At 58.4% G+C, this 26,051-nt stretch carries 28 protein-coding genes; 13 read left to right on the top strand and 15 right to left on the bottom strand.

All coding sequences use genetic code 11. The annotated features are described in order from the left end of the window. The first annotated feature begins 38 nt into the window (after positions 1–38). Entirely contained in the window at positions 39–536 is a 498-nt protein-coding gene (locus O2597_RS09720; RefSeq protein ID WP_269524381.1) for a hypothetical protein, read from the top strand. A gap of 28 nt (positions 537–564) precedes the next feature. Here the strand turns inward: O2597_RS09720 and O2597_RS09715 are convergent, their stop codons facing one another. Next, positions 565–1,977: a glycosyltransferase gene (locus tag O2597_RS09715; RefSeq protein ID WP_269524379.1), complete on the bottom strand. Its 1,413-nt coding sequence runs from the start codon at positions 1,975–1,977 to the stop codon at positions 565–567. Between the two features lie 104 nt (positions 1,978–2,081). On the opposite strand from O2597_RS09715, the gene O2597_RS09710 reads away from it, so the two are divergent. Together O2597_RS09710 and O2597_RS09705 are read left to right on the top strand one after the other, a co-directional pair. Beyond that, positions 2,082–2,444 carry a Crp/Fnr family transcriptional regulator gene (locus tag O2597_RS09710; RefSeq protein ID WP_269524377.1) on the top strand — a complete coding sequence of 121 codons (363 nt, stop codon included), beginning with the start codon at positions 2,082–2,084 and terminating at the stop codon, positions 2,442–2,444. Positions 2,445–2,508: 64 nt separating this feature from the next. Beyond that, complete coding sequence (locus O2597_RS09705) at positions 2,509–3,006, top strand: peroxiredoxin (RefSeq protein WP_269524376.1); 498 nt, start codon at positions 2,509–2,511, stop codon at positions 3,004–3,006. 132 nt (positions 3,007–3,138) lie between these two features. On the opposite strand, the gene O2597_RS09700 is transcribed toward O2597_RS09705, so the two are convergent. The 3 genes from O2597_RS09700 to O2597_RS09690 are packed head-to-tail and all read right to left on the bottom strand — an operon-like array spanning position 3,139 to position 6,139. Next, complete coding sequence (locus tag O2597_RS09700) at positions 3,139–4,122, bottom strand: glucose-6-phosphate dehydrogenase assembly protein OpcA (RefSeq protein ID WP_269524375.1); 984 nt, start codon at positions 4,120–4,122, stop codon at positions 3,139–3,141. Between the two features lie 35 nt (positions 4,123–4,157). Continuing rightward, the gene (gene zwf / locus O2597_RS09695; RefSeq protein WP_269524373.1) at positions 4,158–5,708 is read right to left on the bottom strand and encodes a glucose-6-phosphate dehydrogenase; all 1,551 of its coding nucleotides are present in this window, start codon (positions 5,706–5,708) and stop codon (positions 4,158–4,160) included. After that, a complete protein-coding gene (locus tag O2597_RS09690; RefSeq protein ID WP_269524371.1) occupies positions 5,705–6,139 on the bottom strand; it encodes a YraN family protein in 435 nt (144 codons plus the stop codon). The genes zwf and O2597_RS09690 overlap by 4 nt, the downstream gene beginning before the upstream one ends. A gap of 96 nt (positions 6,140–6,235) precedes the next feature. Between O2597_RS09690 and O2597_RS09685 the strand changes: the two genes are divergently transcribed. From O2597_RS09685 to O2597_RS09655, 7 genes are all read left to right on the top strand, one after another. Continuing rightward, complete coding sequence (locus tag O2597_RS09685) at positions 6,236–7,306, top strand: NAD(P)/FAD-dependent oxidoreductase (protein ID WP_332108360.1); 1,071 nt, start codon at positions 6,236–6,238, stop codon at positions 7,304–7,306. Between the two features lie 2 nt (positions 7,307–7,308). After that, positions 7,309–7,869, top strand: a complete 561-nt coding sequence (gene mnmM, locus O2597_RS09680) for a tRNA 5-(aminomethyl)-2-thiouridylate-methyltransferase MnmM (protein ID WP_269524370.1) — start codon at positions 7,309–7,311, stop codon at positions 7,867–7,869. Positions 7,870–7,970: 101 nt separating this feature from the next. Beyond that, a complete protein-coding gene (locus tag O2597_RS09675; protein WP_269524368.1) occupies positions 7,971–8,534 on the top strand; it encodes a DUF4136 domain-containing protein in 564 nt (187 codons plus the stop codon). Positions 8,535–8,572: 38 nt separating this feature from the next. Then, a complete protein-coding gene (gene thrH / locus O2597_RS09670) occupies positions 8,573–9,172 on the top strand; it encodes a bifunctional phosphoserine phosphatase/homoserine phosphotransferase ThrH (protein WP_269524366.1) in 600 nt (199 codons plus the stop codon). A gap of 38 nt (positions 9,173–9,210) precedes the next feature. Then, positions 9,211–9,510 (top strand): Dabb family protein, encoded by a 300-nt coding sequence (locus O2597_RS09665; protein ID WP_269524364.1) that lies wholly within the window; start codon positions 9,211–9,213, stop codon positions 9,508–9,510. Between the two features lie 27 nt (positions 9,511–9,537). Continuing rightward, a complete protein-coding gene (gene pnuC / locus O2597_RS09660; RefSeq protein ID WP_269524363.1) occupies positions 9,538–10,146 on the top strand; it encodes a nicotinamide riboside transporter PnuC in 609 nt (202 codons plus the stop codon). Beyond that, positions 10,143–10,676, top strand: coding sequence for an ATP-binding protein (locus O2597_RS09655; RefSeq protein ID WP_269524362.1), 534 nt, complete (start codon positions 10,143–10,145; stop codon positions 10,674–10,676). Before pnuC ends, O2597_RS09655 begins: the two co-directional genes overlap by 4 nt. Here the strand turns inward: O2597_RS09655 and O2597_RS09650 are convergent. The 3 genes from O2597_RS09650 to O2597_RS09640 are packed head-to-tail and all read right to left on the bottom strand — an operon-like array spanning position 10,673 to position 12,197. Beyond that, a complete protein-coding gene (locus O2597_RS09650) occupies positions 10,673–11,137 on the bottom strand; it encodes a PaaI family thioesterase (protein WP_269524361.1) in 465 nt (154 codons plus the stop codon). The genes O2597_RS09655 and O2597_RS09650 overlap by 4 nt on opposite strands. Further along, entirely contained in the window at positions 11,125–11,556 is a 432-nt protein-coding gene (locus O2597_RS09645; protein WP_269524360.1) for a NifB/NifX family molybdenum-iron cluster-binding protein, read from the bottom strand. Before O2597_RS09645 ends, O2597_RS09650 begins: the two co-directional genes overlap by 13 nt. Beyond that, a complete protein-coding gene (locus tag O2597_RS09640) occupies positions 11,553–12,197 on the bottom strand; it encodes a DUF134 domain-containing protein (RefSeq protein WP_269524358.1) in 645 nt (214 codons plus the stop codon). The genes O2597_RS09645 and O2597_RS09640 overlap by 4 nt, the downstream gene beginning before the upstream one ends. A gap of 120 nt (positions 12,198–12,317) precedes the next feature. Between O2597_RS09640 and O2597_RS09635 the strand changes: the two genes are divergently transcribed. Further along, positions 12,318–12,677: an ArsR/SmtB family transcription factor gene (locus O2597_RS09635; RefSeq protein WP_269524356.1), complete on the top strand. Its 360-nt coding sequence runs from the start codon at positions 12,318–12,320 to the stop codon at positions 12,675–12,677. A gap of 26 nt (positions 12,678–12,703) precedes the next feature. Further along, positions 12,704–15,163 (top strand): FAD-dependent oxidoreductase, encoded by a 2,460-nt coding sequence (locus tag O2597_RS09630; protein ID WP_269524354.1) that lies wholly within the window; start codon positions 12,704–12,706, stop codon positions 15,161–15,163. A gap of 189 nt (positions 15,164–15,352) precedes the next feature. On the opposite strand, the gene O2597_RS09625 is transcribed toward O2597_RS09630, so the two are convergent. From O2597_RS09625 to purB, 5 genes are all read right to left on the bottom strand, one after another. Further along, the gene (locus tag O2597_RS09625) at positions 15,353–17,431 is read right to left on the bottom strand and encodes a TonB-dependent receptor (RefSeq protein WP_269524353.1); all 2,079 of its coding nucleotides are present in this window, start codon (positions 17,429–17,431) and stop codon (positions 15,353–15,355) included. A gap of 139 nt (positions 17,432–17,570) precedes the next feature. Next, entirely contained in the window at positions 17,571–18,176 is a 606-nt protein-coding gene (locus tag O2597_RS09620) for a tetratricopeptide repeat protein (RefSeq protein WP_269524351.1), read from the bottom strand. Positions 18,177–18,197: 21 nt separating this feature from the next. After that, a complete protein-coding gene (locus O2597_RS09615) occupies positions 18,198–18,539 on the bottom strand; it encodes a hypothetical protein (RefSeq protein ID WP_269524350.1) in 342 nt (113 codons plus the stop codon). Positions 18,540–19,265: 726 nt separating this feature from the next. After that, a complete protein-coding gene (locus O2597_RS09610; protein WP_269524349.1) occupies positions 19,266–20,528 on the bottom strand; it encodes a 6-phosphofructokinase in 1,263 nt (420 codons plus the stop codon). A gap of 65 nt (positions 20,529–20,593) precedes the next feature. Further along, positions 20,594–22,018 carry an adenylosuccinate lyase gene (purB, locus tag O2597_RS09605; RefSeq protein ID WP_269524347.1) on the bottom strand — a complete coding sequence of 475 codons (1,425 nt, stop codon included), beginning with the start codon at positions 22,016–22,018 and terminating at the stop codon, positions 20,594–20,596. 236 nt (positions 22,019–22,254) lie between these two features. On the opposite strand from purB, the gene O2597_RS09600 reads away from it, so the two are divergent. Next, positions 22,255–22,917 (top strand): class I SAM-dependent methyltransferase, encoded by a 663-nt coding sequence (locus O2597_RS09600; RefSeq protein WP_269524345.1) that lies wholly within the window; start codon positions 22,255–22,257, stop codon positions 22,915–22,917. Positions 22,918–23,122: 205 nt separating this feature from the next. On the opposite strand, the gene O2597_RS09595 is transcribed toward O2597_RS09600, so the two are convergent. The 3 genes from O2597_RS09595 to add all read right to left on the bottom strand — a co-directional run bounded on the left by O2597_RS09595 (position 23,123) and on the right by add (position 25,974). Then, complete coding sequence (locus O2597_RS09595) at positions 23,123–23,542, bottom strand: cupin domain-containing protein (protein WP_269524343.1); 420 nt, start codon at positions 23,540–23,542, stop codon at positions 23,123–23,125. 114 nt (positions 23,543–23,656) lie between these two features. Continuing rightward, positions 23,657–24,754 (bottom strand): DNA polymerase III subunit delta, encoded by a 1,098-nt coding sequence (holA, locus tag O2597_RS09590; protein ID WP_269524341.1) that lies wholly within the window; start codon positions 24,752–24,754, stop codon positions 23,657–23,659. A gap of 113 nt (positions 24,755–24,867) precedes the next feature. After that, on the bottom strand, positions 24,868–25,974 hold the full coding sequence (gene add / locus O2597_RS09585) for an adenosine deaminase (protein ID WP_269524339.1): 1,107 nt from the start codon (positions 25,972–25,974) through the stop codon (positions 24,868–24,870). Positions 25,975–26,051: the final 77 nt, after the last annotated feature.

The raw sequence follows: 26,051 nt of genomic DNA, 5'->3' as shown, positions 1-26,051 counted from the left end.
CCCCGGGGGGGGCTGCGTGACTCTCCCCTCGATCCTCCATGAATAAAATAAAATCTCTCCTGCTCCCGCTGGCGCTGGTCTTCGGTGCGATTGCCATTTTTCAGTTCGGCATCCAATGCGGCGCCACCAACATGCGCGCCTATGCCATCTCCAGCCAACTGAATCTGGCTCTTGAGTTCTATGTTCCGAACAAGGCCTCCATGCCCCCGGCGACGATCAAGAGCTTGGAGGAGTTGATCGACAATGGGATCGCCACCGGAGCCACCCACCGCAACAGCTGGTGCCTGAATCTCAATAAGCAGGCCAAAGTCCAGCTGGACAAGACCCTGGCCTATGCGCTGTCCGTGCGCGGCGACGCGGTCTTCGATCACTTCGCGAACGCGGAGGAAGGCAGCTCGATCCAGAATCTCAGCGAAGCCAAACTCGCGGAGATCACTACGGCCATCCGGAGTGCCAAGACCGAGTTGATCGACAACGCCCCCAGCCCTTCCGAGCAGGAAAGTGCGGTGGAAGCCGAGGCGGCCAGGACGGAATAGGCCCGCGGCAGGGCCGGCCGGCCCTGCGCTAGCGGTGGAAGCGCAGCTTGCGCAACCCGAACCATGTCATGCGCATGAGCAAGGCGGCACCGGAGAAGCGCGATATATTGGTGTCGCCATAGGCACGGTCCTTGTAGCGCACCGGTACATCGCGAATCGCTAGATCCAACAGGGAAGATCCGAAAATCAGATTGAAGTCGCCGTAGGGGTCGAAGGCACCGAACTCTTCAATACGCTTGAGCAGGCGCTGGTAGTCTTCGCGCAGGATCATCTTGGTACCGCAGAGGCTATCCTTGATCGGCTGGTCGACCACAAAGCTGAGCGCCATGGCAAAGAACTTGTTGCCAAAGAAATTCAGCAGCTTCATGGCCTGAGACTCCATCGGATACACCAGGCGGCTGCCATTGACGAATTCCGCCCGGCCGCTGGCCAGCGCCGCATAAAACTTCGGCAGGTCCTCCGGCGGCGCGGTCAGGTCACCATCCTGGATGACGAGAACATCGCCTTTGGCTTCCGCGAATCCGGCATATACGGCGTCCCACTTGCCCTTTCCGGGCTGCTTAAAGTAGCGCACCTCCAACGGTCCTTGATAGGCCGCCACTTCGCGCTCAATGACCTCCCAAGTATCATCGGTGCTGTTGCCCTCCACAATGATCAACTCCGTCTTTCCTCCCAAGACCGGAATCCGCTCCAGAGCCGCCTTGATATGCCCGGACTCATTGCGCGCCGGCAGGATCACCGAACAGCTACAGGGCGACTTCAGCTCCGGCTTCATGACTGGGCGGGCGACGATAAAGAGCGAGACGCCGAAATGGCGAAAGAGAGGCAGCTTCACCAGAAACCGGTTCAGGAAGCCATCCAGCAAGGGCACACGAAAGGGAAAAATCTGTTCGGTTCGCTCCTGCACGACCTCAAAGCCAGCCAGTTCCAGAAGATTCACCAAATCCGCCGTCGAGAGCCAGTTGCTGGCCGGCTGGCGAAGCACCAGCCCCATACGCTGGGCCAGCACGAAAACGGGCTTCCAGAGGTAGTTGAGTGAAGTAATATAGATGCGGGTGCGCGGGTGACAGGCGGACTGCAGGTTTTCAAATGCCTTCTGAATGTCTGGCAAATAGCCAGAAAGGTAATCCAGGACAATCGCGTCGAATTTTTCCTCGATTGTGTCGACTTGTATATCGCCTTGCCGGAATTCGACACCTTCAGAGACGTTTCGCTCCCGGGCCTGTTCCAACATGCGCGGACTGATATCCAGACCGAGGCCGCGCGACGGCTCCAGGCCTTTGAGTAAGCCGCCACGTCCGGCGCCCCACTCCAGGACTTTCGCCCCCGGACGAATGTGGTGCCGTAGAAGTCGGAGTATCTGCGCGTGAAATCCACGCTGTCGACGTCGCGGCTTGCCATCGTTCTCAGCTACCCAATCAAAGTGCTTGCGGTAATCCATTATGCAGAAAGGCGCCAGTAAGGGGGTGTAAGAATCCTTTGAAAAGCATATTCCTTCGCTTACGCGACTTGCTATGTCCGAAGAAATGGATTTCTTCACCCCTCGTGCAAGAGCAACTGGAATTTCGCCCCGGAGCCACAATTCTCAAGCAAGGTGATGAGAGCAATGGCCTGTACGTACTCCAAAAGGGAGCCCTTGAGGTGTATAAAGACCAGATCATGCTGAACGTGCTGATGTACCCCGGCACCGTTTTCGGTGAGATCGGAGAAATCCTGGGCAAACCCCGGACTTGTACCGTCAAGGCACGCACAAAATCGGTGGTCACACGCTATCAGGCCGAGAATCTCTCCGACTTCCTAAAGGAACATCCTGAAATCGGCGAAAAGATCATGCAAACCCTGGCCAACCGCCTGGAGATCACGACCCAGAAACTGGCCGACCTCTCGACAGTCAGCCAACGGCCTTAATCAATCCGGCCGCCCCACTTTCTCACGAACTGTAAGTCCGGCCGCTCCGGAACGATGCATATGCATGACCAAAGTACTCCTCTCGCTCATGCTCTTCACCTTCCTGACCAACCTACTCCGCGCCGAGGTCCCCCTGGAAGTCGGCGCCAAGGCCCCGCAACTTCAAGCCGTGGACCATACCGGTGCCACCATCGATCTGGGCAAAGCCCTCAACGATGGTACCACCCTCGTGTTCTTCTACCCCAAAGCACACACAGGCGGCTGCACCAAGCAGGCCTGCAGCCTCCGCGACGCCTGGGATGAGCTCCAGCAGCGCGATGTCAAAGTCTTCGGTGTGTCATCCGACACCGCAGAGACCCAAGCCAGCTTCAAGGACAAGTTTACGCTGCCCTTCACCCTGATTGCCGACACGGACCAGAAGGTGACCGAGGCTTTCCACAAGAGCCGCTGGTCCCGCCAGGCCTACATATTCAGGGACGGTACACTCGTGTGGCGCGACCTGAATGCCTCGACCAGTGAGCAGGCCGCAGACGCACTCACCGCACTGGACGCGCTCCCCTAGGGACACGAGATACGCGATGCGGGATGCGCCGCATCTCCAAGATTCCAAACAACGAACAGCCACCAAGCTTCGCCCTCCAAGGGGTTCGCTGGCGGGCAGGCCAAATTCTGCAAACCCGCTATCGACGGCCCCCTAGAAAAACAAGGCTTCGGAGAGGGCCGATTCAGGGGCGAGGGGCTTCACCCGGGTAGGGATGCGCTCCACATGGGATCCTAGATGCGCTTCCATTTCACCGTAATTCCCCTCGCTGAATTTGCGCCAGCGGAAGTACCGGTCGTCGTCGTAGCCGAAATCAAGCTCCAGCGAACACTCACCGCCCGATTCACAGGCCAGCACCTGGAATGCAGCATCCATCGCCGGGCAAGTTTCGCAGCGGTCACAGTCGGACAAGCAGTCCTTCAACCAGTCTATCAGGTGGCGGGCCTCGCTCGCCAACTCTGTGCTATGGCTCACCGTAACGGACTTCAGCCCGCGACACAGCTTCTCGATCCCGTAGCCGCTGAGATATTGCCCGATGGTTTGCCGAACCGGCAGAAGACGTGCTTTGGCCAGGTCATTGACCCGCGCGGGATCCGGCCAGTCCAGCTGCGAGAGGTCTTCCTTTTCAAAACTACTGTCATAGACCGAGCGCCGCACTCCAACCAGCAGGTTGGCAAAATACTTCTCGATACGGGCGGCGGGCACGCCGCTGAACCAGTGGTAGGTCGGCAAGTCGGACTCCAGCCAGATAGATACCTGATTCGCCAAATAGCCGCAATCCTCCGACTTGTAACCGAGCAGCAAGGCCTCGCAGCAGCACATCTCACGGTGCGACTCGCCGATGTAACACTGGCTGAAGAGCTTGGCCTGCATCGATCCGTCACCCGCGTCGTGCAGGGGACAGAGGACTATAATCCGGCTGGGATAGCGCTGGGCAAAACGGATGAGAGTCTCAAAACGCTCACGGGCCTCCGCCTCAGTCACATCGAGACCGAAATGCAGGACCAGGTTCATCTGGGAGGCACGGAACTCAGAAAGCGAACTCCCGGGGCCCGACTCCCACATCGTCGCCAAGCGACGGGTCACATCACCCACCGGAAGCTCGATACCGGGCAAGACATCAATTAGATCCGTCATAGAAAATATCCAGTTGCAGGTTCACACGATGCCCTTCAGCCGGAGCGGCGCCACTGATGGCCCTTCTCCCACAGCAAGCGCTCACTGGCCAGCGGGCCCCAGGAACCGGCGGCATACTCCTCCAGCCCGTGGCTCCCGCATGCCTTCCAGTGCTCCAGGATTGGAGTGATCAGCTTCCAGGAGGCCTCGGTTTCGTCCCCGCGGATGAAAAGCGTGCTGTCGCCCACCATCGCATCGAGAATCAGGCGCTCGTAGGCTTCCGGGGTGTTGGAACCAAAAGTCGTGGCATAGCGGAAGTGCATTTTCACCGGCTGGGTGCGGGTCTCGAGGCCCGGGATCTTGGAGTTCATCACCAGCGTCACCCCTTCGTCCGGCTGGATACTGACGACCATGGTATTGGACGCCACGTCGAACTTGTTGCCCTCCGAAAAGAGAATGCCCGGAGGACGCTTGAACTGGATCGCGATTTCGCTGGCACGGCGCGCCATGCGTTTACCGGAGCGGATATAGAAGGGAACCCCCTTCCAACGCCAGTTGTTGATCGAGAGGCGGAGCGCCGCATAGGTCTCGGTGCTCGAATCCTCGGGAATGCCGCTCTCCTCCATGTAGCCTTTGACCGGCTGTCCGTTGACCAAGCCGTTGGCGTAGCGGGCACGCACCACATCGCCGCCCTCGGCCTTGAGCTCCAACGGCTGGATCGCCTTCACCACCTTGACCTTTTCATCGCGGATTGATTCCGGATCGAGCGATACAGGAGGCTCCATCGCGGTAAGGGCGACCAATTGCATGGTGTGGTTCTGAATCATGTCACGCAACGCCCCGCTGGTGTCGTAGTACCCGCCGCGGCTACCGACCCCGAGGCTCTCCGCCACGGTGATCTGCACGCAATCGACATATTCGCGATTCCAGATCGGCTCGAATATAGCGTTGGCGAATCGCTGCACCAAGAGGTCCTGAACCGTTTCCTTCCCGAGGTAATGATCGATACGGTAGACTTGGGACTCCTCGAACACGCTATTGATCGTCTTGTTCAGGTGCCGGGCCGACTCCAAGTCCTTGCCGAAAGGCTTTTCGATGATGACCTTGGAAGCCAGCTTGGTGTTGAGATGGGCTTCGGCCAGCCCGCAAGCACCCAGGTTCCGGATGATCGGCTCGAAGACACTCGGCGGCGTGGAGATATAAAAAAGGCGCTGCACGTCCCGGCCGAGATCGGCTTCGATCTTGTTGATCTTCTCCGCCAGTCTGGCGAAGGACTCCGGATCGCCGTATCCACCGGCATGATACGTAGTATGCTGGCGCACCCGCTCCCAGATCTCCTTGTTCAAAGGCCGCCGGGAATGCTCCTCGATCGCTTGGTCCATAGCGGAGCGGAACTCCTCGTCGGGGATCTCCGAACGGCTGTAGCCGATCAGGTGGAATTCGCCCGGCAGCAGGTTATCCACCCCCAGGTTAAAGATCGCCGGTACGAGCTTACGCGCGGTCAGGTCGCCCGAAGCGCCAAAGATGACCACCACCGTGGGCGGTGCACCACGGTGCTTGCTGAGCCCCTTGAGAAAAGGATGCCGTGATTCGTCGGTAGAATTCATCGCTGAGCTGTGTAATGTTTAGGAAAAAGAGGGACGTTCGCGAAATGGCGAACTTCTGCACGGCCATCATCAGACAACGCCGCATCGATCACGTCAAAGCGGAAGTGCTTTGGCGGCGAAGGCAAGCGGCGCAGGTAATTCATACAGGCACGCTTCAGAACCGCCTTCTTTTTCCGGTCCACCGAGTGGTATCCGGAGACCTTCGCGGAGGCCTTTCGAAGACGGACCTCGACAAAGACCAGGACCTCCCCATCACGACAGATCAAATCGAGCTCATCCCGCTTGTAGCGCCAGTTGCGGGCGATAATGCGGTAGCCCAGCTGCCGGCGGCAATAGTCTGCGGCACGATCCTCCCCATAGCGTCCGCGAGCGGCCCGCGAGCTATCCGGGGGCAGGGGGCGAGAATTTCCCCGGGAAAGCCATTCACGCAATCTATGAAAAAGATTCAAGATGGAAGGAGCCTGAAAGTTGGTGGTTGAGAGTTACGGGCAAGCGACAAGAATAGCTGCAACCAACCCAAACTAACGATCTACCCGCAACAAACAACATCCAACCTGATTATCGGAGCCGGACTCGCCGGTTGCCTCCTCGCCTGGCAACTCAAAACCTGCGGACTGAAGGTGCTGCTGATCGGCGATTCGACCGGCCCCACGGCAACCCAAGCCGCCGCCGGACTGATCAACCCGGTAACGGGGCGCTGGATGACGAAGTCCTGGCGGGTAGACAGCCTGTTCCCCGTCGCAGACAAGACCTATGCGGCACTAGAAACACAGTTCGGACAGCCGCTTTTCCATCCAGTCAGCGCGCGGCGCTTCTTTCAAAACGGGGAGGACTACAGGCGCGCCGGCCGCCGCAGCCGAAATCCCCGCTACGCCGACGTACTAGGCCCGGTCGACGCTGCAGGTACAATTGCCACACCGGGAATCGCAGACCCTTTCGGCAGCATCGAGATCCGGCGGGCGGCATGGGTCGACCTGCCCAAGCTGATCGGGCTCATCCGTGCCGATTTTGCCGCACACGACAGCTACCTCGACACCCGATTCGACTATGATGCCTTGCATCGCAGCGATGCCGGCTGGAATTACAAGGGCATCCAAGTATCCCGCATCATCTTCTGCGAAGGGACCGGCATACGGGCAAATCCCTGGTTCCAGCACTTGCCCCTAAAACCGATCAAAGGGGAAACACTGGCATTGACCTGCCCCAGCCTGAATTTGGGAACGGGCATTTACCACAGCACCAAATGGCTGTTAGCCTACGGAGACGGGCGCTTCCGCCTCGGAGCCACCTACGACGAAGCCGACCTGTCCGACCGGCCCACCGACGCCGCCCGCAACGACCTGCTGAATGATGCCGCCGGTTTTATCGACCCGAAATACGCCTTCCGGGTCGCGGCACAGTTTACCGGCCATCGCCCATCCACCCCGGACACCCACCCTTTGGTCGGAACACATCCCACAGAGTCCGGGCTCTATCTCTTTAACGGCCTCGGCTCAAAGGGCGCTTCCGTCGCCCCCTGGTTGAGCCAGCACTTCGTCGATCACCTCCTGCACGGTATGCCTCTCGATCCCGAGGTCGACCTGCAACGTTTCCTCTAAGCATGCGCCTCACCGAACTCGCCCACGAATATCTCGATGCCCACCTGCACCCAGGCGACCGGGCAATTGATGCCACAGCCGGCAATGGACACGACACCCTGAAGCTCGCCCAACAGGTCGGAAGCACCGGTGAGGTCGCCGCAATCGACCTTCAGGCTGATGCGATCCGTAGCACCCGCCAACGACTGGAAGAAAACGGGATGCTGAAACGGGTCCGGCTCCTCGAAGGCGACCACGCCGAACAGATTCCGCAGCTGGACGGCCAATGGAAACTGATCATCTTCAACCTGGGCTACCTCCCCGGAAGCGACAAATCGATCCAGACCCGACCGGCGCACACACTGCGTGCACTGGATGCAGGCTTCGATAAACTACTCCCGGGCGGAGCCTTGCTTGTCACCGCCTACCGTGGCCATCCCGGCGGTCTGGAGGAAGCCGAGGCCGTGGCCCAATGGATGCAAGAGTTGAGCGAACGCGGCGGACAGGTTCAATACCATGAGCCCCGCACGGGCGGGACCAGGCTCCCGCCCGTGCTCTGGATCGCCGAAAAGCCCGGCTCGTAATTCGTTTAAGCTTGGCTAGTTGATTGTTACCCCCCCCTCCCACCGCGTAATTTCAGCGGCTTTCGATTGAATCTCAGCGCCATCCCCATAGATTAATACCCGTGAAAGCTATTTTCTACATCTGCCTGCCCCTTTGCCTTCTCGGACTCAGCGGTTGCGTGTCCCCCACGCGCATCGACTACGACAGCGCGGCCCTCCCCACCATCCGGAGCTACAAGTGCTACGAAATCGACTCCCGCGAAACACGTAAGCATTATCAGGATGTGGTGTTGAGCCCGATCGTCGACCGCCGGATTGAGGCGGCCCTCAATGCCGAGCTTCAGTCCAAAGGCTTCCAGAGCAACTGCGCCGAGCCCGACTTCCGGATAACCTTTAACACGACCAGCCGCAAGGTCAGTGAAGTGCGCGACTTGAGCCTCGGCGGCTCTCCCTTCCGCCGCTATCCTTACTATGGCTACGGCGGCTATCATTCGATCGACGTGGTTGAATACGAAGAAGGCACCTTCCTGGTGGATATCATCGACCAGCAGAGCCAGGAACTGGTCTGGCGTGGCGCCTACAAGAAACGCCTCGGCTGGTCGGCCCCCACGGATGCAGAGGTGCGCGCCATTGTCTCTGAAATTCTACAGAATTTCCCGCCGGCACCAGCATCCCATCAGGAATGAGGTTGACTTAGGAGAGCGCATTCGCGGTCTAAAGAGGCATGAATATCGTTTGCCTCGACTTGGAAGGAGTACTCATTCCCGAGATCTGGATCGCCTTTGCCGAAAAAACCGGCATCGAGGCACTCAAACGCACCACCCGTGACGAGCCCTGCTACGACACGCTCATGCGCTACCGCCTCGACATCCTGGACAAGGAAGGCTTCAAGCTGGCCGACATCGAGGAAGTCATCGGCACGTTGGACCCACTCCCCGGCGCAAAGGAATTCGTCTCCTGGGTCACTTCGCAGACGCGACTCGTGATCCTTTCGGACACCTTCAGCCAATTTGCCGGGCCACTGATGGCAAAGCTGGGCAACCCGACCCTGTTCTGCCACGACCTGGTGATAGACGAAAGCGGCCGCATCGCCGACTACCAACTTCGCCTCAAGGACCACAAGCGCAAGGCCGTCGAAGCCTTCAAGGCCCTGAATTTTGCAACCTTCGCCGCCGGTGATTCCTACAACGATCTAAGCATGATCGATACGGCTGATAACAAAGCGCTCTTCTGCCCGCCCCAACGCCTGATTGATGAACGACCCGACCTGAAGGTGGCGACAACGCATGGCGAGCTGCGCGAAATCATCTCCTCAATCCTCTAGCCCCGAATCTTGTAACCGTATCCCAAACTCCAAAAATCATGCTCGTCCACACCGTATTATTCTGGCTCCGCAAAGATCTCCAGGGAGATGAAATCACAAACTTTCGAATCGCCCTGGAAACCTTGAAGGGTATCGAAGCCGCCGAAGCCGTCTATATCGGCTGCCCGGCCGCCACCCCGGAACGCCCCGTCATCGACAACAGCTATGATTTTTGCCTGACCGTGATACTAAAAGACATGCAGGCCCATGACGACTATCAGGTCGATCCGCTCCACCAAGCCTTCATCAACGGCAACAAGGACCTTTGGAAACAGGTCAAGATCTACGACGCGGATTAGTCCGCGACGTACTGAAACAAGCCGCGCATGCTCGACACTCTCTGGGCGCAAATCCAGCTCATCACTGTTCCGGAGTGGATCGGCATTGTTTCCGGCATCGTCGGCGTCTATCTCGGGATTAAAGAGAAGCTCGCTTCTTGGCCGCTCTTCATCCTGTGCTACGGGTCCTATGTCTACCTGAGCTACCTCTACCAATTGAAGGCCTTCATGCTCATGAATGCCGTCTTTGTCGTCCTCTCCTTTTACGGATGGTTCAAGTGGAGCCGACCGCAGCAAGTAGCGGAACCGGAAATGGCCATCCGCCATATCTCCAAGCCGCGTCTCGCCATCTGCCTTGGAGTCCTGACGGCGAGCACCCTTCTCCTCGGGACCCTGCTCCAGCACTTGGGCGAAGCGAAAGTACCCTTCCTGGACGCCTTTGCCACCTCGATGGGCTTTATCGCCCAATGGATGCTGAGCCGTAAATACATCGAAACCTGGTTCTGCTGGATCATCTCCGACTTGATCTACATCCGCCTGCTCGGACAGGAGGGCTCCCTCACCAGTGTCTTCCTCTTCAGCGTATTCGTGTTTCTCGCACTCAAGGGACTGCACGACTGGAAACAAAGCATCCACTCAACCAAACCCGCCACATGATCCGTATTGTCCTCACCGGAGCCGAATCAACCGGAAAGACGACTCTGGCCCAAGCGCTGTCCGGCTACTACGGCGAGCCTTGGACTCCCGAGTATGTGCGCGAATATGTCGACTCCCTAAGTCGGCCCCTTCAAGCGCAGGACCTAGAAGCGATCGCCCGCGGCCAATTCGCGGTGGAAGACGCCGGTGCGGCACAAGCCAGCCGTATGGTCTTCCACGACACCAATATTCTCTCATCCATCATCTACGCGAACCACTATTTCGGAACCGTTCTCGACTGGGTGAACACGGACTTCCTTCAGCGCGATTACACCCACTACCTGCTTTGCCTCCCCGACATTCCCTGGATCGCCGATGCGGGACAACGGGAAAGCCCGGCCGCACGGGAACAGCTGCACGGACTGTTCAAGGAAAGCCTCGACCGGTTAAAGCTCCCCTATACCGAAATCGGCGGTGAGCAAGGCCTACGGGCCAACGACGCGATCCGCTTGATCGATTCGATCCTGGAGACTTACACCGCCTCGAATTAGTCCTGAAGCTTTGCCCGCTCCTCAGGAGACAAGAGCGTCGTTTCCATAAAACGCGCCTTGGCCGTAGTGCACAACTCGCCCGATTGCCGCAACTCGGCCTCCAAACGGAAAAGCCGCTGGTGCCTCTGAGAAATCGAAACGGTAATATGCGAGGTCGGGCCCACCCGCACCGGCTTGCGGTAGCGGAGGTTCAAATCACCAGTGGCTCCATAGATACCCTCGGCCATCAGTGCGCAGGTCATGGCCTCGTCCATCACAAAAGCCAACAGCCCCCCGTGCACCATGCCGTTAAAACTCGTCATCGCCTTGGTAAAGTCGATCGAGCTGCGCAAGCGGTGCGGACCATCCAAAGTGAAATCCAACTTGAGATCCGGATGCGTGCAAGCCAAGCAGGCATCGTGCCCCAGCTGTCTCAAGCGGTGGAGCTTCAGTACGCTCGCGGCTGTCCTCAATCCGAGCATCCGCAGGATTCCCCATGATCATGATGGTCCGAATGATTGCAACACAACTGGCCATCCGGAAAATCCGGACAAGCCCCGTCGCGAAAAGAGGCCAGCGCCTCACTCACCGTGAACCCTTCGGCTTTGAGGATCTGCATCCCGGCCTCGTGACAACGCGCCAGCGCCCCCTGTCCGATCCCATGGCATATCAGCACCTTCGCCCCCGCACGCGCCAAGGCGCGTATCGGGGCACATTCACTCGGCTCACGCGACTCCGCCGTCACGAGGTACGATTCATTCCCTCCATCACTATCGACAATGAGAAAGCCCGGCGCCTTCGCAAAGTGAGCTGAAATCTGCGAGCCCAAGCCCGCCTGCTTCAATACCGGTACGGCGATACGCACAACCCGGCCCAGATTCGTTGATTCTATTGTATTCATAAACAAAACATCTCCAGTACCTGGCCGAGCCGTAAACCTGAGGCCAACTGCGCGTGCATGCCGGCCTGGGAGATCAGCCGGAGCGCGTCCGGCCCGAAACGTCCAGCCACCACCCGGCCAACTCCTGCATCAATCAAGGCATGTACCGCCAATTCCGCGGCATCCCTTGAGGCAGTCATCCCCGGATTCAAAATGAACCGGACTTGACCATCCGGCCCGACCAGGGCGAAACGCGCCGCACGCCCAAAGATGCGCTCCACCTCCGGGTCTTCCCCAGTTTCGGGACAGGCAACGGCCAGCAACGAGGAAGGTTCGACGCGACCAAGAATCGGACGAGTACCAGACGCTTCCAGCCGGAGATCTTTACCCGCATCCACATATATCGCGGATCGTCGCTCGATCCCGAGCGTGACCGCACGCCGCGCACGCTCCAGCATACGACCGGCCGTACTGCGCGAAACCCCCACTTTCGTGGCAGCCTCCTCCACGCTATGCGCATGCCCGTCCACCAGTCGCATCACCTCGAAGTCCTCAATCGCCACCTCCATCATGCTCGCATGTGTCGCCGTCCAACCCGCCGGATAATAGATCACGGGCTCGAGTGCCGAGGCAATTGTTCGCGCTTTGTTGGGTCGTGCCATGGACAAGTCAATCAGTGGAAAGACAGCCCATAGTTATGAGATATATCCCATTATCAAGAAAAATCGAAACGGCTTGACTTATCGTTTATCGCAAATAAACGATTATTAAAAATTCAGGTTATGGCATCTCCCAAACACACCCTTTTCTCCGACGACCAGGTCGCGCTCGCGGCTTTTGCCGCCGCCTTGGCGCACCCCGCACGCATCGCGATCATCACGCTACTGCAGGAATGCGGCGAAGCCTGCTGCGGAGACATCGTCAACGCGCTGCCACTAGCCCAACCGACGGTTTCACAACACCTGAAAGCCATGGACAAGGCCGGCTTGCTCAAGAGCCGTCAGTCCGGTCCGAAAGTCTACTATTCACTCAACTGTGAAAACGTCCGCAGCTTCTGCCACAGTTTCCAATGCACGCTCGGAACCAAGCAGGAAAATCCCGTGGCCGAAAACTCCGACGCCTGCCGTGCAACTCAACATTAAGTTTTAGATCCAAATTCCGAATCGCTATGAATACTCCGAACACATCCAAGCAACGTATCGTCATCATCGGCGGTGTCGCCGGTGGCGCTTCCGCCGCTGCCCGCGCCCGCCGTCTGGACGAAGAAGCACAAATCACATTGATTGAGCGGGGGCCGGACGTCTCCTTCGCCAACTGCGGGCTGCCTTACCATATTGGCGGCGAGATCGAGGACCGCAGCAAGCTTTCGGTACAAACACCGGACAGTCTGAAGGCGCAGCTTGCGATTGATGTACGGGCCAGAACGGAAGCCGTTTCAATCGACCGCGCCGCCAAGACCGTTCAAATTCGGAATCTGGAGACCGGGAAGGAGGAAGACATGGCGTATGACAAGTTGATCCTCTCTCCCGGCGCATCCCCGCTCAAGCCGCCGCTTGAGGGCATCGACCTGCCCGGGATCCACACCTTGCGCAACTTGCAGGATATGGACCGCATCAAGGAAGCGGCGTCGGCGGCCCAAAGAGTGCTCGTGATCGGCGCCGGCTTCATCGGCCTGGAAATGGCTGAACAGCTGGTCCACCTGGATAAGCAAGTCACACTGGTTGAGTTGGTCGACCAAGTCCTCCCACAAATGGACCCGGAGATGGTTCGTATCGTCCAGCAGGAACTGATGGACAACGGGGTAAACCTACTTCTCGGCGACGGGATCTCAGGATTCGCCAAGGGCGAAGGCAGTGCACTTCAGGCCAAACTGAACTCCGGCAAGAGCATCAATGCCGATCTGGTACTGCTCTCAATCGGAGTGCGTCCGGAAAGCGGCCTCGCCAAGGATGCCGGTCTCGAACTCGGCCAGCGCGGACACATCAAAACGAATGCCTACATGCAGACCTCCGACCCCGACATCTACGCCGTCGGCGATGTCAGCGAGAACATAGATCCGATTCTGGAAGGACCGGCGGCAATCCCCTTGGGCGGCCCGGCCAACCGCCAGGGCCGCACCGCGGCGGACCACATTATCAACGGCGATCTGGCACGCCCCTATCCGGGCTCCATCGGCACGGCCATCGTCCGCGTCTTCGACATTTCCGCCGGTGTGACCGGTCACACCGAGAAGCGCCTCAAGCAACTCGGCATCGATTATGACAAGACCATCGTGACTGATTACAACCACGCCAGCTACTTCCCCGGCGCCACGCATCTCACCTTGAAGCTACTCTGGGAAAAGTCGACCGGACGCGTCCTCGGCGGCCAGGCCAACGGCTACGAGGGAGTGGACAAGCGCTTGGATGTGCTGGCCACCGCAATTAAGGGCAAGCTGACGATTCAGGACCTCGAGCACCTCGAACTCGCCTACGCGCCGCCTTTCGGTTCGGCCAAGGACCCGATCAACACCGCAGGCTTCTCCGCCAACAATATTACAAGCGGTGCGGTCACTCCGGCCTATGACTTGCCCGACCCCGCCACTGTCCAGTTGGTTGACGTGCGCCCACAGGCCATGGTCGAACTCAAGCCGATCCCGGGAGCCAAGAACATTCCCTACCCGGAACTGCGCAAGCGACTCGACGAGCTCGACCGCAGCAAGCCGGTCGTCACGATCTGCGCCTTGGGCAAGATGAGCTACTTCGCCGCTCGCGTGCTCTCTCAAAACGGCTTCGACGTCAAAGCCCATGTCGGCGGATGGAAAGTAGCCGAGCAACCCGAATCTCCCACCTCAACAGAAACTACGATGTCCGACAATTCCGCGTCAAACCCACCCGCTGCCGGCAGCAGCGAAACCGTTTCACTCGACTGCACGGGGATGGCCTGTCCAGGGCCGATCCTGCGCGTCAAGGCAGCCGCCGCGGAACTGAAGCCCGGCCAAGTGCTCGAAGTCCGGGCCTCCGATGCAGGATTCAAGAATGACCTGCCCGCCTTCTGCAAGGCCAACGGCTACGAATGTATCAGCGTCGAAAAAGACAAAGGCATCGTGGTTGGTCGCCTTCAACAGACCGGCAGCACACCCGCAACTGCCGCACCAAGCGCCGTGGCGTCGAATGGGAAAGGTTCCACCATCGTCGTCTTCTCCGGCGAGCTCGACAAGGCCATGGCCTCGTTCGTGATTGCCAACGGAGCGGTCGCCATGGGTGGCAAGGCCACACTCTTCTTCACCTTCTGGGGTCTGAACGTGCTGCGCAAGGACCGCGCACCGGTCATTCCGGAAAAAAGCTTCATGGACAAGATGTTCGGATGGATGCTGCCCCGCGGCGTCCATAAGCTGCCGCTCTCCAAGATGCACATGGGCGGCATGGGCACCAAGATGATGAAGGATCGCATGGCGGCAAAGAAGCTGCCGAATCTTCCCGACCTCATGCAGACTGCCAAGGAAGCCGGCATCCGCCTCGTGGCCTGCACGATGTCGATGGAAGCGATGGGCATCCGCGAAGAGGAACTGATTGACGGGGTCGAACTCGGAGGGGTCGCCGAATACTTGGGCGCCGCGTCGGAAACCAACGCCAACCTCTTTATTTAATGCGCCGAAACCCCAGTCTTGTTTGACTGTTCAGCCTGGCCGCAGCCTTCACCGGTTGCGACCAGGCGCCTGCGCAAAGTCAAGATAAGCTCAGCACATAGAGGGTCCTTACATCACGGAGAGCCGGGACATCATACAAGCCCTGAAATCGGCACTATCGAGTCAACTCACGCTGGCCCTGCGGAACGGCTAAAAGGCATAACTGAGGCTTGCCTTGAGCACCCGGCCGGGCTCGTTGACCACTGTAAACGTGCTGAACGGGTTCCTCACTTGCGCATTGTGGACGGCGTAGTTCTCGTCGAACAAGTTGGTCACGGCACAAGACAGGGTCCAGTGCTTGCCCAATTTCCGCTGCGCGTAAACCGAGACGGTGAGCCAGGACCCCAGATCCTGCTCATAGAGGTCGGGATCGATCCGGTCCTGCCGATCCGAAGCCTGCAGCTCAAGCTTCAACTCGGTCGTCTCGGTTTGATACTGCAGCGCGCTTTGAAAGCGAAGCGGCGGAATCTCCGCAAGGGCACGGTTGCCACTGCCAAATCCGGACTCCTTGCGACCTTCCTGCCAAGCCAAGCCAGCCGCCAGACTCCAATTCCCCGACAGCTGGTAACCTGCACTCAGTTCCACCCCGTACAGGCGCGCATCCAGATTGTCGTAGGACTGGACATCGGGTATGGCGCCCAGCGCCACCGGATATATATAATCGTCGAGCCAGCTGTGAAACGCACGCAACCGAAAATTCCAGCCCTCTTCCGTATACTCGACGCCCGCAGTCAACTCCGTCGAGCGGGGCGCATCAAGGTCAGGATTGCCCAGCCAGTCCGGATTCATGCCGGGCTTGTCAACCTGGATATAAAGCTCCTGCGGATTCGGCGTCCTCGCGACCGAGCCCAAGCCGGCGAACACCGCGGTGACCGAACTGACTTGATATCGCAAGGAGACAAAGGCCCCCGGCTCGACCGAGGTATAATCATCCACATGCCCCCGGCGCAACTCCAACAAGTCCGTATCACCACGGGGATCCACCTTAAACGCGTCGAGGCGGCCCCCACCTTCCAGTTGCCAATCCGTCGCGAACGCATACGCGAACTCCGCATAGACACCCGCCGTGCTCGACAGGACATCCGGCAACATCGCGTTGTTGATATTCAATATGGTGTTCTCGCTGTCCCACAATCGCTGCCCAAGCTCTCCTCCGACTTCCCAATCACCGAATGCACCCCCGTCAACTTCAGCATCGAAAGTCGCGCCCCAGTTCCTCGCGGTCGCATTCGTGCGCATGAAATAGCCGCGCTCCAGCACATAGGCCGGGCGTGACATATTGCCGGGCCCGTAGAGACTACTCCGGCGCTTACTGTCCGTCATGAGGTGATCCGTATCATTGAAATACGCGTCCAATACCCAGCTTTCGAAGACGCCCGCGGGCTCATCCTGACTCAAGCGCAGGCCCAATTGAGTGGTTTCCGTCTTATCGGCATCCATCTTCAGGCCGGGAAACAGGACGTCGCTGTCCTCACGACGGAGAAAGTTGAAGCGCAAACGCCGCTTCGACTTGAAGCGCCACTCGTATTCCGCCCCCGCATGCCATGCTTCATAGGCCGGCCCGTCCAGATACTGCGGCAGGTAGCCCGCCATGTCAGCGGGAAGCTCGGTCATCCGCAACCCGTCTCCGGTTTCGTAGGGATCCCCGTAAAGATACGCCCCCTGGACCCGCATGGCCCAAGGACCTTCACCGTAACTAGCCCAAACGCTATGCTGCTGTTGGCTGTAGCTGCCCAGACCGGCGGTCAGCTCACCATGCCATCCGCCATCAATCGGTGCACTGACGATATTGATATGCCCCCCCAAGGAGCCCGAACGCTTCAGACTGAAAGGTCCGGCCGCAATTTCCACCCGTTCCGCATTTTCTCCGGTCGCCTGCGACAACGGCGGATCCATACGATTCGAGCAGGCACAGAAGATCTTCCGGCCATCCAGAGTGACACTGATATCATCCCCGCCCAAGCCACGCATGACCACATCGTTCGACATCCCCGCCTTCCGCACCAGCGAAATACCCGGCTGAGCCGACTCCAGCGCCTCGGCCAGTCCCACCGCACCGCGGTTGCGCCATTCCTGCCCCAGAAGCGAAGGCTGCTCCAACGAGGATGGGTACCGGTCCGGGCTCACCAGGAAAGGCTCCAGTTCGACCACATTCAAACTGTTGGCAGATAGGGAATTCCCCAGCGCGCAAAAAGCCGCTAGGCCAATGGTAGTGAGGGGCTTAAGCATGCAAAGAATTGGAGCATATCGCGCCCGAAAGGCGCAAGCAAGCGGCGGATAAACCCATGCATCTATTAGTAATCCTTGAGGATCAAATTAGTAAGAACAGATAGTCATCCACTAATGCACTCCAACTGCGCCAACAGAATCACTCCGACGGTTGCGCAGCTTGAATATTCCATGGTGCCGGTGATTCGAAATTCATATTCTCTCGCTCACTCTCTAACCACCAATGATTCTCCCTGATGCGGAGCCGCTCAGGCCCCGGTAAAACATCTTTCCAAATCTCCAAATTTTTCCCGCGACTGAGAACGATCTGATCGACATAATCCCAGGTATAAGAAAGTGCCTCGTAAATTTCCTCGCGTGAAAGCGACTGACCAAGGCGCCCCAGATTGCGACCTGCCCGATATTGGGTCGCTTCGGTTCCAAGGCCTTCCATGTGAACCGCTAGAAACAGAAGATATGCCACTTTTTTGTTTCGGGAAACACCCAAGCCGTCCCGAAACAAAACACCTATATTGTTCAGGGCGTCACCATCATGCTTTTCGTAAGCTTTTAAATACCAGTCCAGCGCGATCGAATAATCCTGAGCGACGCCATCTGCTGTGTGATACATAATCCCGAGCGAAATCATTGCACGAGTATCTCCATGTTCGGCAAGGGACTCCCAATCCTCCTTATCTCCCGCAAAACAGCTGATTGCCGTCCCAAAAGCCAAGGACACAACGAGCAAGTGTCTTTTCAGATTCATAATCATAGAAAACGGCCCCTTTTACCGCGACTTGGTCTGCTCCCCCTGCCGATCCAAATGCATCAGGGTCTTCATCGGATCAGGTCCAATGATCCACTCCACGATTTTGCGGGTACACAGGAGACCAAACAATCCCGCGGTTAGGAGTAGAAAAGGTCCCAGCAAAATTTCCGAGAACGTAGGGATGAACGCGCTGAAATCGAACGTGTCCCCCATGATCTCTGTGTTTTCTTTTTGCTTCTCCATGAGCCCTCGGAGCCGGACCACCTGAGGCCAGGCGATCAAAAACAGGTAGAGGCCATAGAGAGCTGAGGCGCTTGCGCAGAGCCGGACAAAGATATGAACCTGGAGTATCGTTTTCATGCCTTACTGAGTTGGAGCCAGAAACTCATCTTTTATTTGCAAGACAGGAGAGCAAGGCTTTTTCAATCGAGGCCCCCCGCAGGCAGGGGAGGCGCTTTTGCTTTGCCGCACCGGCATCACCGTTTCCCTCCATGCGTTATCCCGCAAAGCGCGATGCCCCCAAAAAGCAATTCATTGTCGATTGAGCCGTAGGTCCATGGCTGTGGCGAGACGATGCGCCTGCAACCCCTCCACCGCGTTGCGGTCCCCCTCCCCTGCGAACAGGGGAGGAGCTTGGATTATCGCGAGTGACTCAGTGGAGCTATAAAGTTAAAGCTCCTCCACTCAACGAGGGGAGGTGGCTCCGCAACGCGGAGACGGAGGGGTTCAGGCTAGCATGGCACGAGTCCAACGCAGTTCTTTCCCGCTAGTGTCGTGTCAGCCAAGTACCTTAGATTATAAATAGGCACCAACGGAGTCAGGGCATCCTGCCCTGATATAAAAGTGTTGCGGTCCCCCTCCCCTGCGAACAGGGGAGGAGCTTGGATTATCGCGAGTGACTCAGCGGAGCTAGAAAGTTAAAGCTCCTCCTCTCAACGAGGGGAGGTGGCTCCGCAACGCGGAGACGGAGGGGTTCAGGCAAGCCATGGCGCGAAGTCCAACGCAGTTCTTTCCCGCTAATCGAAGATGACGCAAAAAAGCCCTGTCCGAATGGGACAGGGCTTTTGAAAAAACATCAAGCCAGGCTTACTCGAAGACATGAGGCGCCAATTTGCGCTCGATCTTATCCTTCTTGAGCTGGATCAGAGCCGGAACACCGTTGTCGTAGGGCACCTGAACCTCGCCCTGGATGAGAGGCAGCGCATACTTGTAGAAGTTGTAGTTCATGCTCACACCGTCTTCGTTGATCCAGGTCTCGGGCAGCTTCTTCACGCCATTGGCGATTTCGGCAAGCGGGGCCAGACCGGTCTCACAGGTGTAGCTGTCGGTGTCACCACGGAGCAGGGTCACCATCTTGTCGGTCTCACCGGCCATGGCAGCCTTGACGGCAGCTTGTCCGGCCATAAAGGCTTCGTCATTGTCTGCTTGGGACGAGCAGTGCACGGCGGCACGTTGAGCCATGCCCAGCTTGATCGAACGGGCTTTCACACCGAGGCTTTCCTCGGCCAGGCCACGCAGGTATTCGCCGGCCCCGCCCAACTGGGAGTGACCGAAGGCATCGGCACCGGCACTGTCGGTGGAAACGTAATTGCCGTCGCCGTCAACCAGACCTTCGCCCACCACAACCACGCAGTACTTCTCCTTTTGAAGCACACGCTGGACATCCGCCAGATACTTCTCGGGGGAGAAGGCGACTTCCGGCAGGTAAATCAAGTGTGGCGCGGCATTGGGATCGTCACGGCGCTTGGCCAGTGCGGCACCCGCGGCGATCCAACCGGCGCTGCGGCCCATGACTTCGATGATTTGAACGAGGTCGTGCTGGCCCATGGCGGCATTGTCACAGGCGATTTCCTTGACGGTCGTGGCGATGTACTTGATCACACTGCCGTAGCCCGGAGTGTGGTCGGTCGTCACCAGGTCGTTGTCGATGGTCTTGGGAATACCGATGACACGGAGCTCGTAGCCGCGTTCTTGAGCGAGCTTGGAGATCTTATCGGCCGTATCCTGCGAATCGTTACCGCCGGCGTAGAAGAAATAGCGGATGTTGTGTGCCTCGAAGACCTCGAGGACACGGTCAAAATCGGATTGCTTCCTAAGCTTGTAGCGGCAGGTGCCCAGAGCAGCGCCCGGGGTGTAGCGCAGGCCACGGATATTTTGCTGGGACTCGGCAGCCAGGTCGACCAGCTGCTCGTTGAGAATTCCCAGCACGCCGTTGAGACCGCCGTAAATTTCTTCGATGCACTCGTGATTCAGCGCTTCGGTCACGACACCAGCCAAGCTGGCATTGATGACTGAGGTGGGGCCGCCCGATTGGGCGACGAGGCAGTTTCCTTCAAGTTCTTGGGACATATTCTGGATTTTCGCTAGGTTAGATAAATGAATGTGGTGTAAGTTGGGCAGAGTTCAACGCAATCTTAAAGGATCGCGCCCGGCTCATAGCCCGCTGCTTCCGGAAAGTTTTGCGCGTCTTCACGGACCGCGGCGCAGAAGTTTTCAACCTGCTCGCGGGCCATTCCCGTCATGGCCTGGGCCTCCTCGACCAGTTGGGCAAGGGTCTCGGCCGGAAGTCCCAGCCGGTTATCCGCGGCCAGACGCTCGACCATGTCGTTCTTCTGGATCGCCCCGCTGCGCAAGTCACGCACGGCCTGGACCGCATGCTCCTTGATCGCCTCGTGGGCGGCTTCACGCCCGGCGCCTGCCTTGACCGCTTCCATCAGGAGCGTAGTGGTGGCGAGGAAGGGACCGTAACGCTGGTTTTCCTGATCAATCACAGCCGGATAGACTTCCATCTGCTTCAAGATGGTCAGGAAGGTATCCAGCATGCCATCGACCGCATAAAAGCTGTCCGGCAAAAAGACACGGCGCACCACGGAACAGGACACATCCCCCTCATTCCACTGGTCCCCGGCCAATTCGGCGGCCATCGTCAGGTAGCCCTTGAGGATGGCGGCAAAACCGTTGATGCGCTCGCAGCTGCGGCTGTTCATCTTGTGCGGCATCGCGGAGGAGCCGACCTGCCCCTTGGCAAAGCCTTCGCTGGCCAGCTCGTGGCCGGCCATGATGCGCAGCGTCTTGGAAAAGCTGGACGGACCGGAAGCGAGGCGAACGAAAATGGAGACCACCTCGAAGTCCAAACCGCGCGGGTAAACCTGACCAACCGTATCGAGCGCGGCGCCCACACCCAGGTGATCAAGGATGCTGTCCTCCAACGAAGCCACCTTTTCGCGGTCGCCGCCGAAGAGCGTCAAGAGGTCCATTTGGGTGCCCACCGGCCCCTTCAGGCCACGTACCGGATAGTTGTCGATAATGCGGTCGAGCTCGCGGGCCGCACAGAGCAAATCTTCACCAAACATGGCCAAGCGCTTGCCGAAAGTCGTCGGCTGAGCCGGCACGTTGTGGGTACGGGCGGTGATCACAAGCTCCTTCCACTGCTCCGCACGGTCGGCGAGCTTGAGGAGCGCAGCGATCGTCTTGGTGCGAATAATCTCGAGGCCGCGGATAATTTGCAGCTGCTCCACATTCTCCGTTAAGTCACGACTGGTCAGACCTTTGTGAATGTGTTCATACCCGGCGAGGTCACAAAACTCTTCAATCCGCGCTTTTACATCGTGGCGCGTAATCGCCTCGCGCTTGTTGATCGAGTCGAGGTCGATCTGCCCTTTGACCCGCTCGTAGGCATCGATCGCCTCCTGCGGCACATCCAGGCCGAGTTCTTTTTGCGCACGCAGCACCGCGATCCAGTAGTCGCGCTCCAGCGCGATACGGCCTTCGGCGCTCCAAACGGCGCGCATGGCTTTCGAGGCGTAACGCCCCGCGAGAACATTCGGTATGTTGTCCATGGTTTCTGAAAATTGGGAAACGGTGCAAAATACACCCCTGCCCCCGTCACGCCATAAAAAAACAGCCAAAATCGAGAAGCTCGGCCCGAGTTCTAGAAATTGAGTTGTTTCCACCCGGTCAACTAGGTGGTACCCCCAACGCACGTTCGATTCATAGAGTGACGAATTGCACTTCCGCCCGAAATTGAGGGAATGCCGGGTCGACAAAGCGCACGCTCTCTCCCAGAGAAACTACAATGCCCACAGCCGAAGACATTCACGCCGGACAGGCCGTCTACACCCAAGGAACCCTCCGTCTCTACGACTGGTTCGTGCTCGGCCTGTCCAATCACTGGCTTTGGCGCTGCCCAACGAACAAACTGTTGGAATTCTACAATTCGCAGATCAGCAGCAACCACCTGGATGTCGGGGTGGGCACAGGCTACTTTCTCGATCATTGCCGTTTTCCAGCGCCACGCCCGCGGGTCGCACTGATGGATTTGAACCTTGAATGCCTGACAGCCACCCGGCAACGCATTGAGCGCTATGCGCCCGAGATCCACCAAACCAATGTCCTCGAACCCATCCGGGAAAAGCCCCGGCCTTTCGACTCCATCGGCCTGAATTACCTGCTCCACTGCCTGCCCGGGAGCATTGAGGAAAAGGCTGTTGCTTTCGACCATCTGAATGCCTGCCTCGCTCCGGATGGCCATGTCTTCGGTAGCACCTTGCTACATCATGGAATCCCCCGGAACTGGGCCGCACGAAGATTGATGGGCATCTACAACCGGAAAGGAATTTTCACAAACACGGCTGACAGCCTGGACGGACTAAAAGCCGCCCTGGATCAGCGCTATGCCCGATGGTCGGTTGAAACAATTGGCTGCGCCGCCCTCTTCCAAGCCAGTCAATCGAAGTAGGTTTTCACCGGCTTGCCTTGTCTTCGGCCCAACGCATCGCACTGACCATGGCAGGCAACCTCTTGCTGGATGCTGTGGCGACGGAGGGCGGTGCTCTGTCACCGCCGCAGCCTTGTAAGCGACAGTGTTATCCGTGAGCTAAGGCAAGATTCGCGGTTGCGACGGAGCGCAACCCTCCACCTTCCGGTACAAATTCCAATCCGCCTCATTCCACCGGCTTGCCGATCGACAAAGGCATGCCTTTCACACCGACATACACGACCACGATTTCCGCCGCCGAATCGCCGACCGTCTCCCCGTAGTGCCAGGTATCGACCAGCTCGATGAGCGCGTCGCCCGCCTTCAGCTGCTTCGTTTCGCCCCCCTCAGCCGTGACCAGCAATTCCCCGGAGATCAGGTAGCCCGCGTTGATACAGGGGTGCTTGTGCCATTTGAGCTTGGTATGCGGCGGAATCGTCACCTTGACCACGCTGACTTCGGGATCCTCTTTAGGATAGGCCGGCAGCTTTTTCCCGTTCCACATGGCATCCGATTGCTCGAGGATCTCGACCTTTACCGTTCCGTGGTCGTCGGCTGCGAACAATGCTAATGGAAAGAGCAGGAGGAGAAACAATTTGGCTTTCATACTGTAGGATGGTTTTGGGAACCGTTTATTTACGTGAATGAACGTTAATTTTTTCTTCGGATTCCAGTCAGATTTCACGGTGAAAACCCATATACGTTCCTGTAAAATAACGGTTCAGCTCAAGCACTTCACCGCCAGCTCGCGGCAGACCGCCTCCTGCTCGTTCGGCCGGGCCAGAATACCCTCGAAGGCCTCGCCAAAGGCGATCTGAAAATCAATCAGCTTCTTCAACGGCACTTTCTTGGCCGTCTCGGCCAGACGTCCCAAATACCAGGGATTCTGGGTAAAGACATTCAGGTTGCTCTTTTCGCTGCTATCCCCGAAGTGCTGACCGTAGGTCCGGCCCGCCGCCTCCAGATCACTTTTTGCAATCCCCCGCCCCCCCAGCCGGATCGCTCCGGCATCGAGCAGAACACGGAGCTGGATCAGCAGGCGGTTGCGTGATTGCAGGCTCCCCAACAAGGGACGCGACTCGCTGTTGGTAAAGAAGTGCCGCTTCAAAGCCTCCAGCGTCCACTGCAAATTCAAGGAGTAGAAAGCATCGGCCGCTTCGAAGAAATCCGCATCCCCGAAATTCGGCACCAGGTCGCTGACCAGACGATCGTCAATCGGCTCCCCGCTTTCGTTCACAAAGGTCACCAGCTTCCGGGTCTCTTCCACAATCAGGCGGGTATTGCCGTTGACCTTCCCAATCAGGAGCTCGATCGCATCGCGGGTGATCTTGACGCCGGCTTTCTCACACTCATCCCCGATCAACGCCGCCAGAGCCTGCGCGGAATCCTTGCCCCCTTCGATCAGGGTAAAATCGGCCGTCTTCTGGCACCACTTGTAGAAGCTGCGGACCTTATAAACAGGGTGTGCCGTGATCAGGACACCGACCTGTTCCGGATCGAGGCCATCCAGAAGGTCCTTGAGACGCTCAACCAGATCGAGGGTGCCCTGCGCATTGCCGGTCTGGCTGTTGGCCATAAAGTTGACGTCCTTCATCCAGACCACTTTCCGCTCGCCGAAGAGCGAAAGCGTCTGCACCGCACTGCTGAAGCGGTTGATCGCGTCTTCCACTTCCGCCATATTGCCGGCCCGGCCGTCGATCACCTCCTTGGAGAGGTCATCCATCAGGTCCTTTGTCTGCGCGGCAAACCACCCCTTGCCCCGCTCGGAAACCAGGTAGTCGTCGTCACCGCAGATGAATGTAAAAGGCTTGGCAGACATGAGGGCGACTGAGTGTGGAGCCCTCGCTCCGCAGGGCAACGAGAAAGACTTGAGCCCGCCGGAAAAGCTGGAGGCTTGCGCTCCGGTGCGACACCAAGCGCCACCGGGGCAACTCACTCGAATTTCGCGACGTACCCATCGATCGCAGCGAGCCAGTTTGAGCATTCCTCGTCCGTGATCCAGGCGGTGCGGAAGCTATTCTTGGCCATGGTGACCAGATCCTCACGGGTCATGCCGGCGGTGGCCTGTGCGCGCAGCATCAAATCACCGACGTAGAGGCCGCGTTTCATCCCGGGATCATCCGAGTGGATGGAAATTTCCACTCCCGCGTCGAGGAGACCTTTGATCGCACCGGCACGGTATTCCATCCGGCCCGGCATCTCACGGTAGAACAGGGAAGGCACCCCGGTCAGGCCGATCCCGCGCTTTTTCACTTCGGCCAGCAGCTCCGGATCGTCCAGCACATTCAAGCCGTGATCGATCCGTTCGACGCCGAGCACTTTGATCACCCCCCAATGGTGCGCGATGGTGTTCTTTTGCTGCACATCGCAATGGCTGGTCAGCCGCAGGCCATAGGATTTCGCACGGGCATAGACCTCCTTGAACTTGGTGGGGAAGTCCTCCACCTCCGGATTATCCAGTCCGACGCCCAGCAGCATCGAATGCCAAGGCTTGGCGTCCTCGAGCACCTGCATGGCCGCCTCGGCCGGACGGTCGCGGAGAAAGGCCATGATGAAACCGATCGTCAGGTCATCGAGCTCCGCTTCGGCCGCGGCCTTCCCCATGGCCAGGCCGGTGAAGACCTCTTCCAGCGTCATCCCCCGCTCCAGATGGAGCTGCGGATCGAAATACATCTCCACGCGACGCACGCCCTGACTGTAGGCCTTCCGGTAATAATGCAGGGTGATGTCACGAATGTCCTCGGGATGCCGCACCACCCCGATCAGCTCTTCATACATCTCGATGAAACTGGGCAGGTCATAGGCGGAACGCATGCGCTCCTTCACCGCTTCCGCATCCTTGTAGGGCATGTCCATGCCGTTGCGCGCAGCGATTTCCAGAAAGACTTCGGGCTCGACCGTCCCCTCCATATGCAGGTGCAGCTCGGCCTTGGGCAGCCCCATGACAAAGCGCTCCAGTTCCGGATCGGCTTCAAAGCCCGACATTGAAGAACTTACAAATGGAGCGAGAGCGCACATGAGGAGAGAGCTGAATTTCATTCGTATCTGAATATTGAAGCGGGGATCGAGGACTCAGCCTTCTGCAGAAGCCATGCCACATGGCCGCATTGCCCACT

Source organism: Coraliomargarita parva, assembly GCF_027257905.1.
GTDB classification, from domain to species: Bacteria; Verrucomicrobiota; Verrucomicrobiia; order Opitutales; family Coraliomargaritaceae; genus Coraliomargarita_A; species Coraliomargarita_A parva.
Note: the sequence above shows the minus strand (reverse complement) of the source record. Positions and strands in the feature narration are given on the sequence as shown.

What these genes read in the sequence shown, in the direction of transcription:
- O2597_RS09720 (WP_269524381.1), top strand. Translation starts at nt 39, where the DNA reads ATGAATAAAATAAAATCTCTCCTGCTCCCGCTGGCGCTGGTCTTCGGT.
- O2597_RS09715 (WP_269524379.1), bottom strand. Translation starts at nt 1,977, where the DNA reads ATGGATTACCGCAAGCACTTTGATTGGGTAGCTGAGAACGATGGCAAG.
- O2597_RS09705 (WP_269524376.1), top strand. Translation starts at nt 2,509, where the DNA reads ATGACCAAAGTACTCCTCTCGCTCATGCTCTTCACCTTCCTGACCAAC.
- O2597_RS09700 (WP_269524375.1), bottom strand. Translation starts at nt 4,122, where the DNA reads ATGACGGATCTAATTGATGTCTTGCCCGGTATCGAGCTTCCGGTGGGT.
- zwf (WP_269524373.1), bottom strand. Translation starts at nt 5,708, where the DNA reads ATGAATTCTACCGACGAATCACGGCATCCTTTTCTCAAGGGGCTCAGC.
- mnmM (WP_269524370.1), top strand. Translation starts at nt 7,309, where the DNA reads ATGCGCCTCACCGAACTCGCCCACGAATATCTCGATGCCCACCTGCAC.
- thrH (WP_269524366.1), top strand. Translation starts at nt 8,573, where the DNA reads ATGAATATCGTTTGCCTCGACTTGGAAGGAGTACTCATTCCCGAGATC.
- O2597_RS09665 (WP_269524364.1), top strand. Translation starts at nt 9,211, where the DNA reads ATGCTCGTCCACACCGTATTATTCTGGCTCCGCAAAGATCTCCAGGGA.
- pnuC (WP_269524363.1), top strand. Translation starts at nt 9,538, where the DNA reads ATGCTCGACACTCTCTGGGCGCAAATCCAGCTCATCACTGTTCCGGAG.
- O2597_RS09655 (WP_269524362.1), top strand. Translation starts at nt 10,143, where the DNA reads ATGATCCGTATTGTCCTCACCGGAGCCGAATCAACCGGAAAGACGACT.
- O2597_RS09650 (WP_269524361.1), bottom strand. Translation starts at nt 11,137, where the DNA reads ATGCTCGGATTGAGGACAGCCGCGAGCGTACTGAAGCTCCACCGCTTG.
- O2597_RS09645 (WP_269524360.1), bottom strand. Translation starts at nt 11,556, where the DNA reads ATGAATACAATAGAATCAACGAATCTGGGCCGGGTTGTGCGTATCGCC.
- O2597_RS09640 (WP_269524358.1), bottom strand. Translation starts at nt 12,197, where the DNA reads ATGGCACGACCCAACAAAGCGCGAACAATTGCCTCGGCACTCGAGCCC.
- O2597_RS09635 (WP_269524356.1), top strand. Translation starts at nt 12,318, where the DNA reads ATGGCATCTCCCAAACACACCCTTTTCTCCGACGACCAGGTCGCGCTC.
- O2597_RS09630 (WP_269524354.1), top strand. Translation starts at nt 12,704, where the DNA reads ATGAATACTCCGAACACATCCAAGCAACGTATCGTCATCATCGGCGGT.
- O2597_RS09625 (WP_269524353.1), bottom strand. Translation starts at nt 17,431, where the DNA reads ATGCTTAAGCCCCTCACTACCATTGGCCTAGCGGCTTTTTGCGCGCTG.
- O2597_RS09620 (WP_269524351.1), bottom strand. Translation starts at nt 18,176, where the DNA reads ATGAATCTGAAAAGACACTTGCTCGTTGTGTCCTTGGCTTTTGGGACG.
- O2597_RS09615 (WP_269524350.1), bottom strand. Translation starts at nt 18,539, where the DNA reads ATGAAAACGATACTCCAGGTTCATATCTTTGTCCGGCTCTGCGCAAGC.
- O2597_RS09610 (WP_269524349.1), bottom strand. Translation starts at nt 20,528, where the DNA reads ATGTCCCAAGAACTTGAAGGAAACTGCCTCGTCGCCCAATCGGGCGGC.
- purB (WP_269524347.1), bottom strand. Translation starts at nt 22,018, where the DNA reads ATGGACAACATACCGAATGTTCTCGCGGGGCGTTACGCCTCGAAAGCC.
- O2597_RS09600 (WP_269524345.1), top strand. Translation starts at nt 22,255, where the DNA reads ATGCCCACAGCCGAAGACATTCACGCCGGACAGGCCGTCTACACCCAA.
- O2597_RS09595 (WP_269524343.1), bottom strand. Translation starts at nt 23,542, where the DNA reads ATGAAAGCCAAATTGTTTCTCCTCCTGCTCTTTCCATTAGCATTGTTC.
- holA (WP_269524341.1), bottom strand. Translation starts at nt 24,754, where the DNA reads ATGTCTGCCAAGCCTTTTACATTCATCTGCGGTGACGACGACTACCTG.
- add (WP_269524339.1), bottom strand. Translation starts at nt 25,974, where the DNA reads ATGAAATTCAGCTCTCTCCTCATGTGCGCTCTCGCTCCATTTGTAAGT.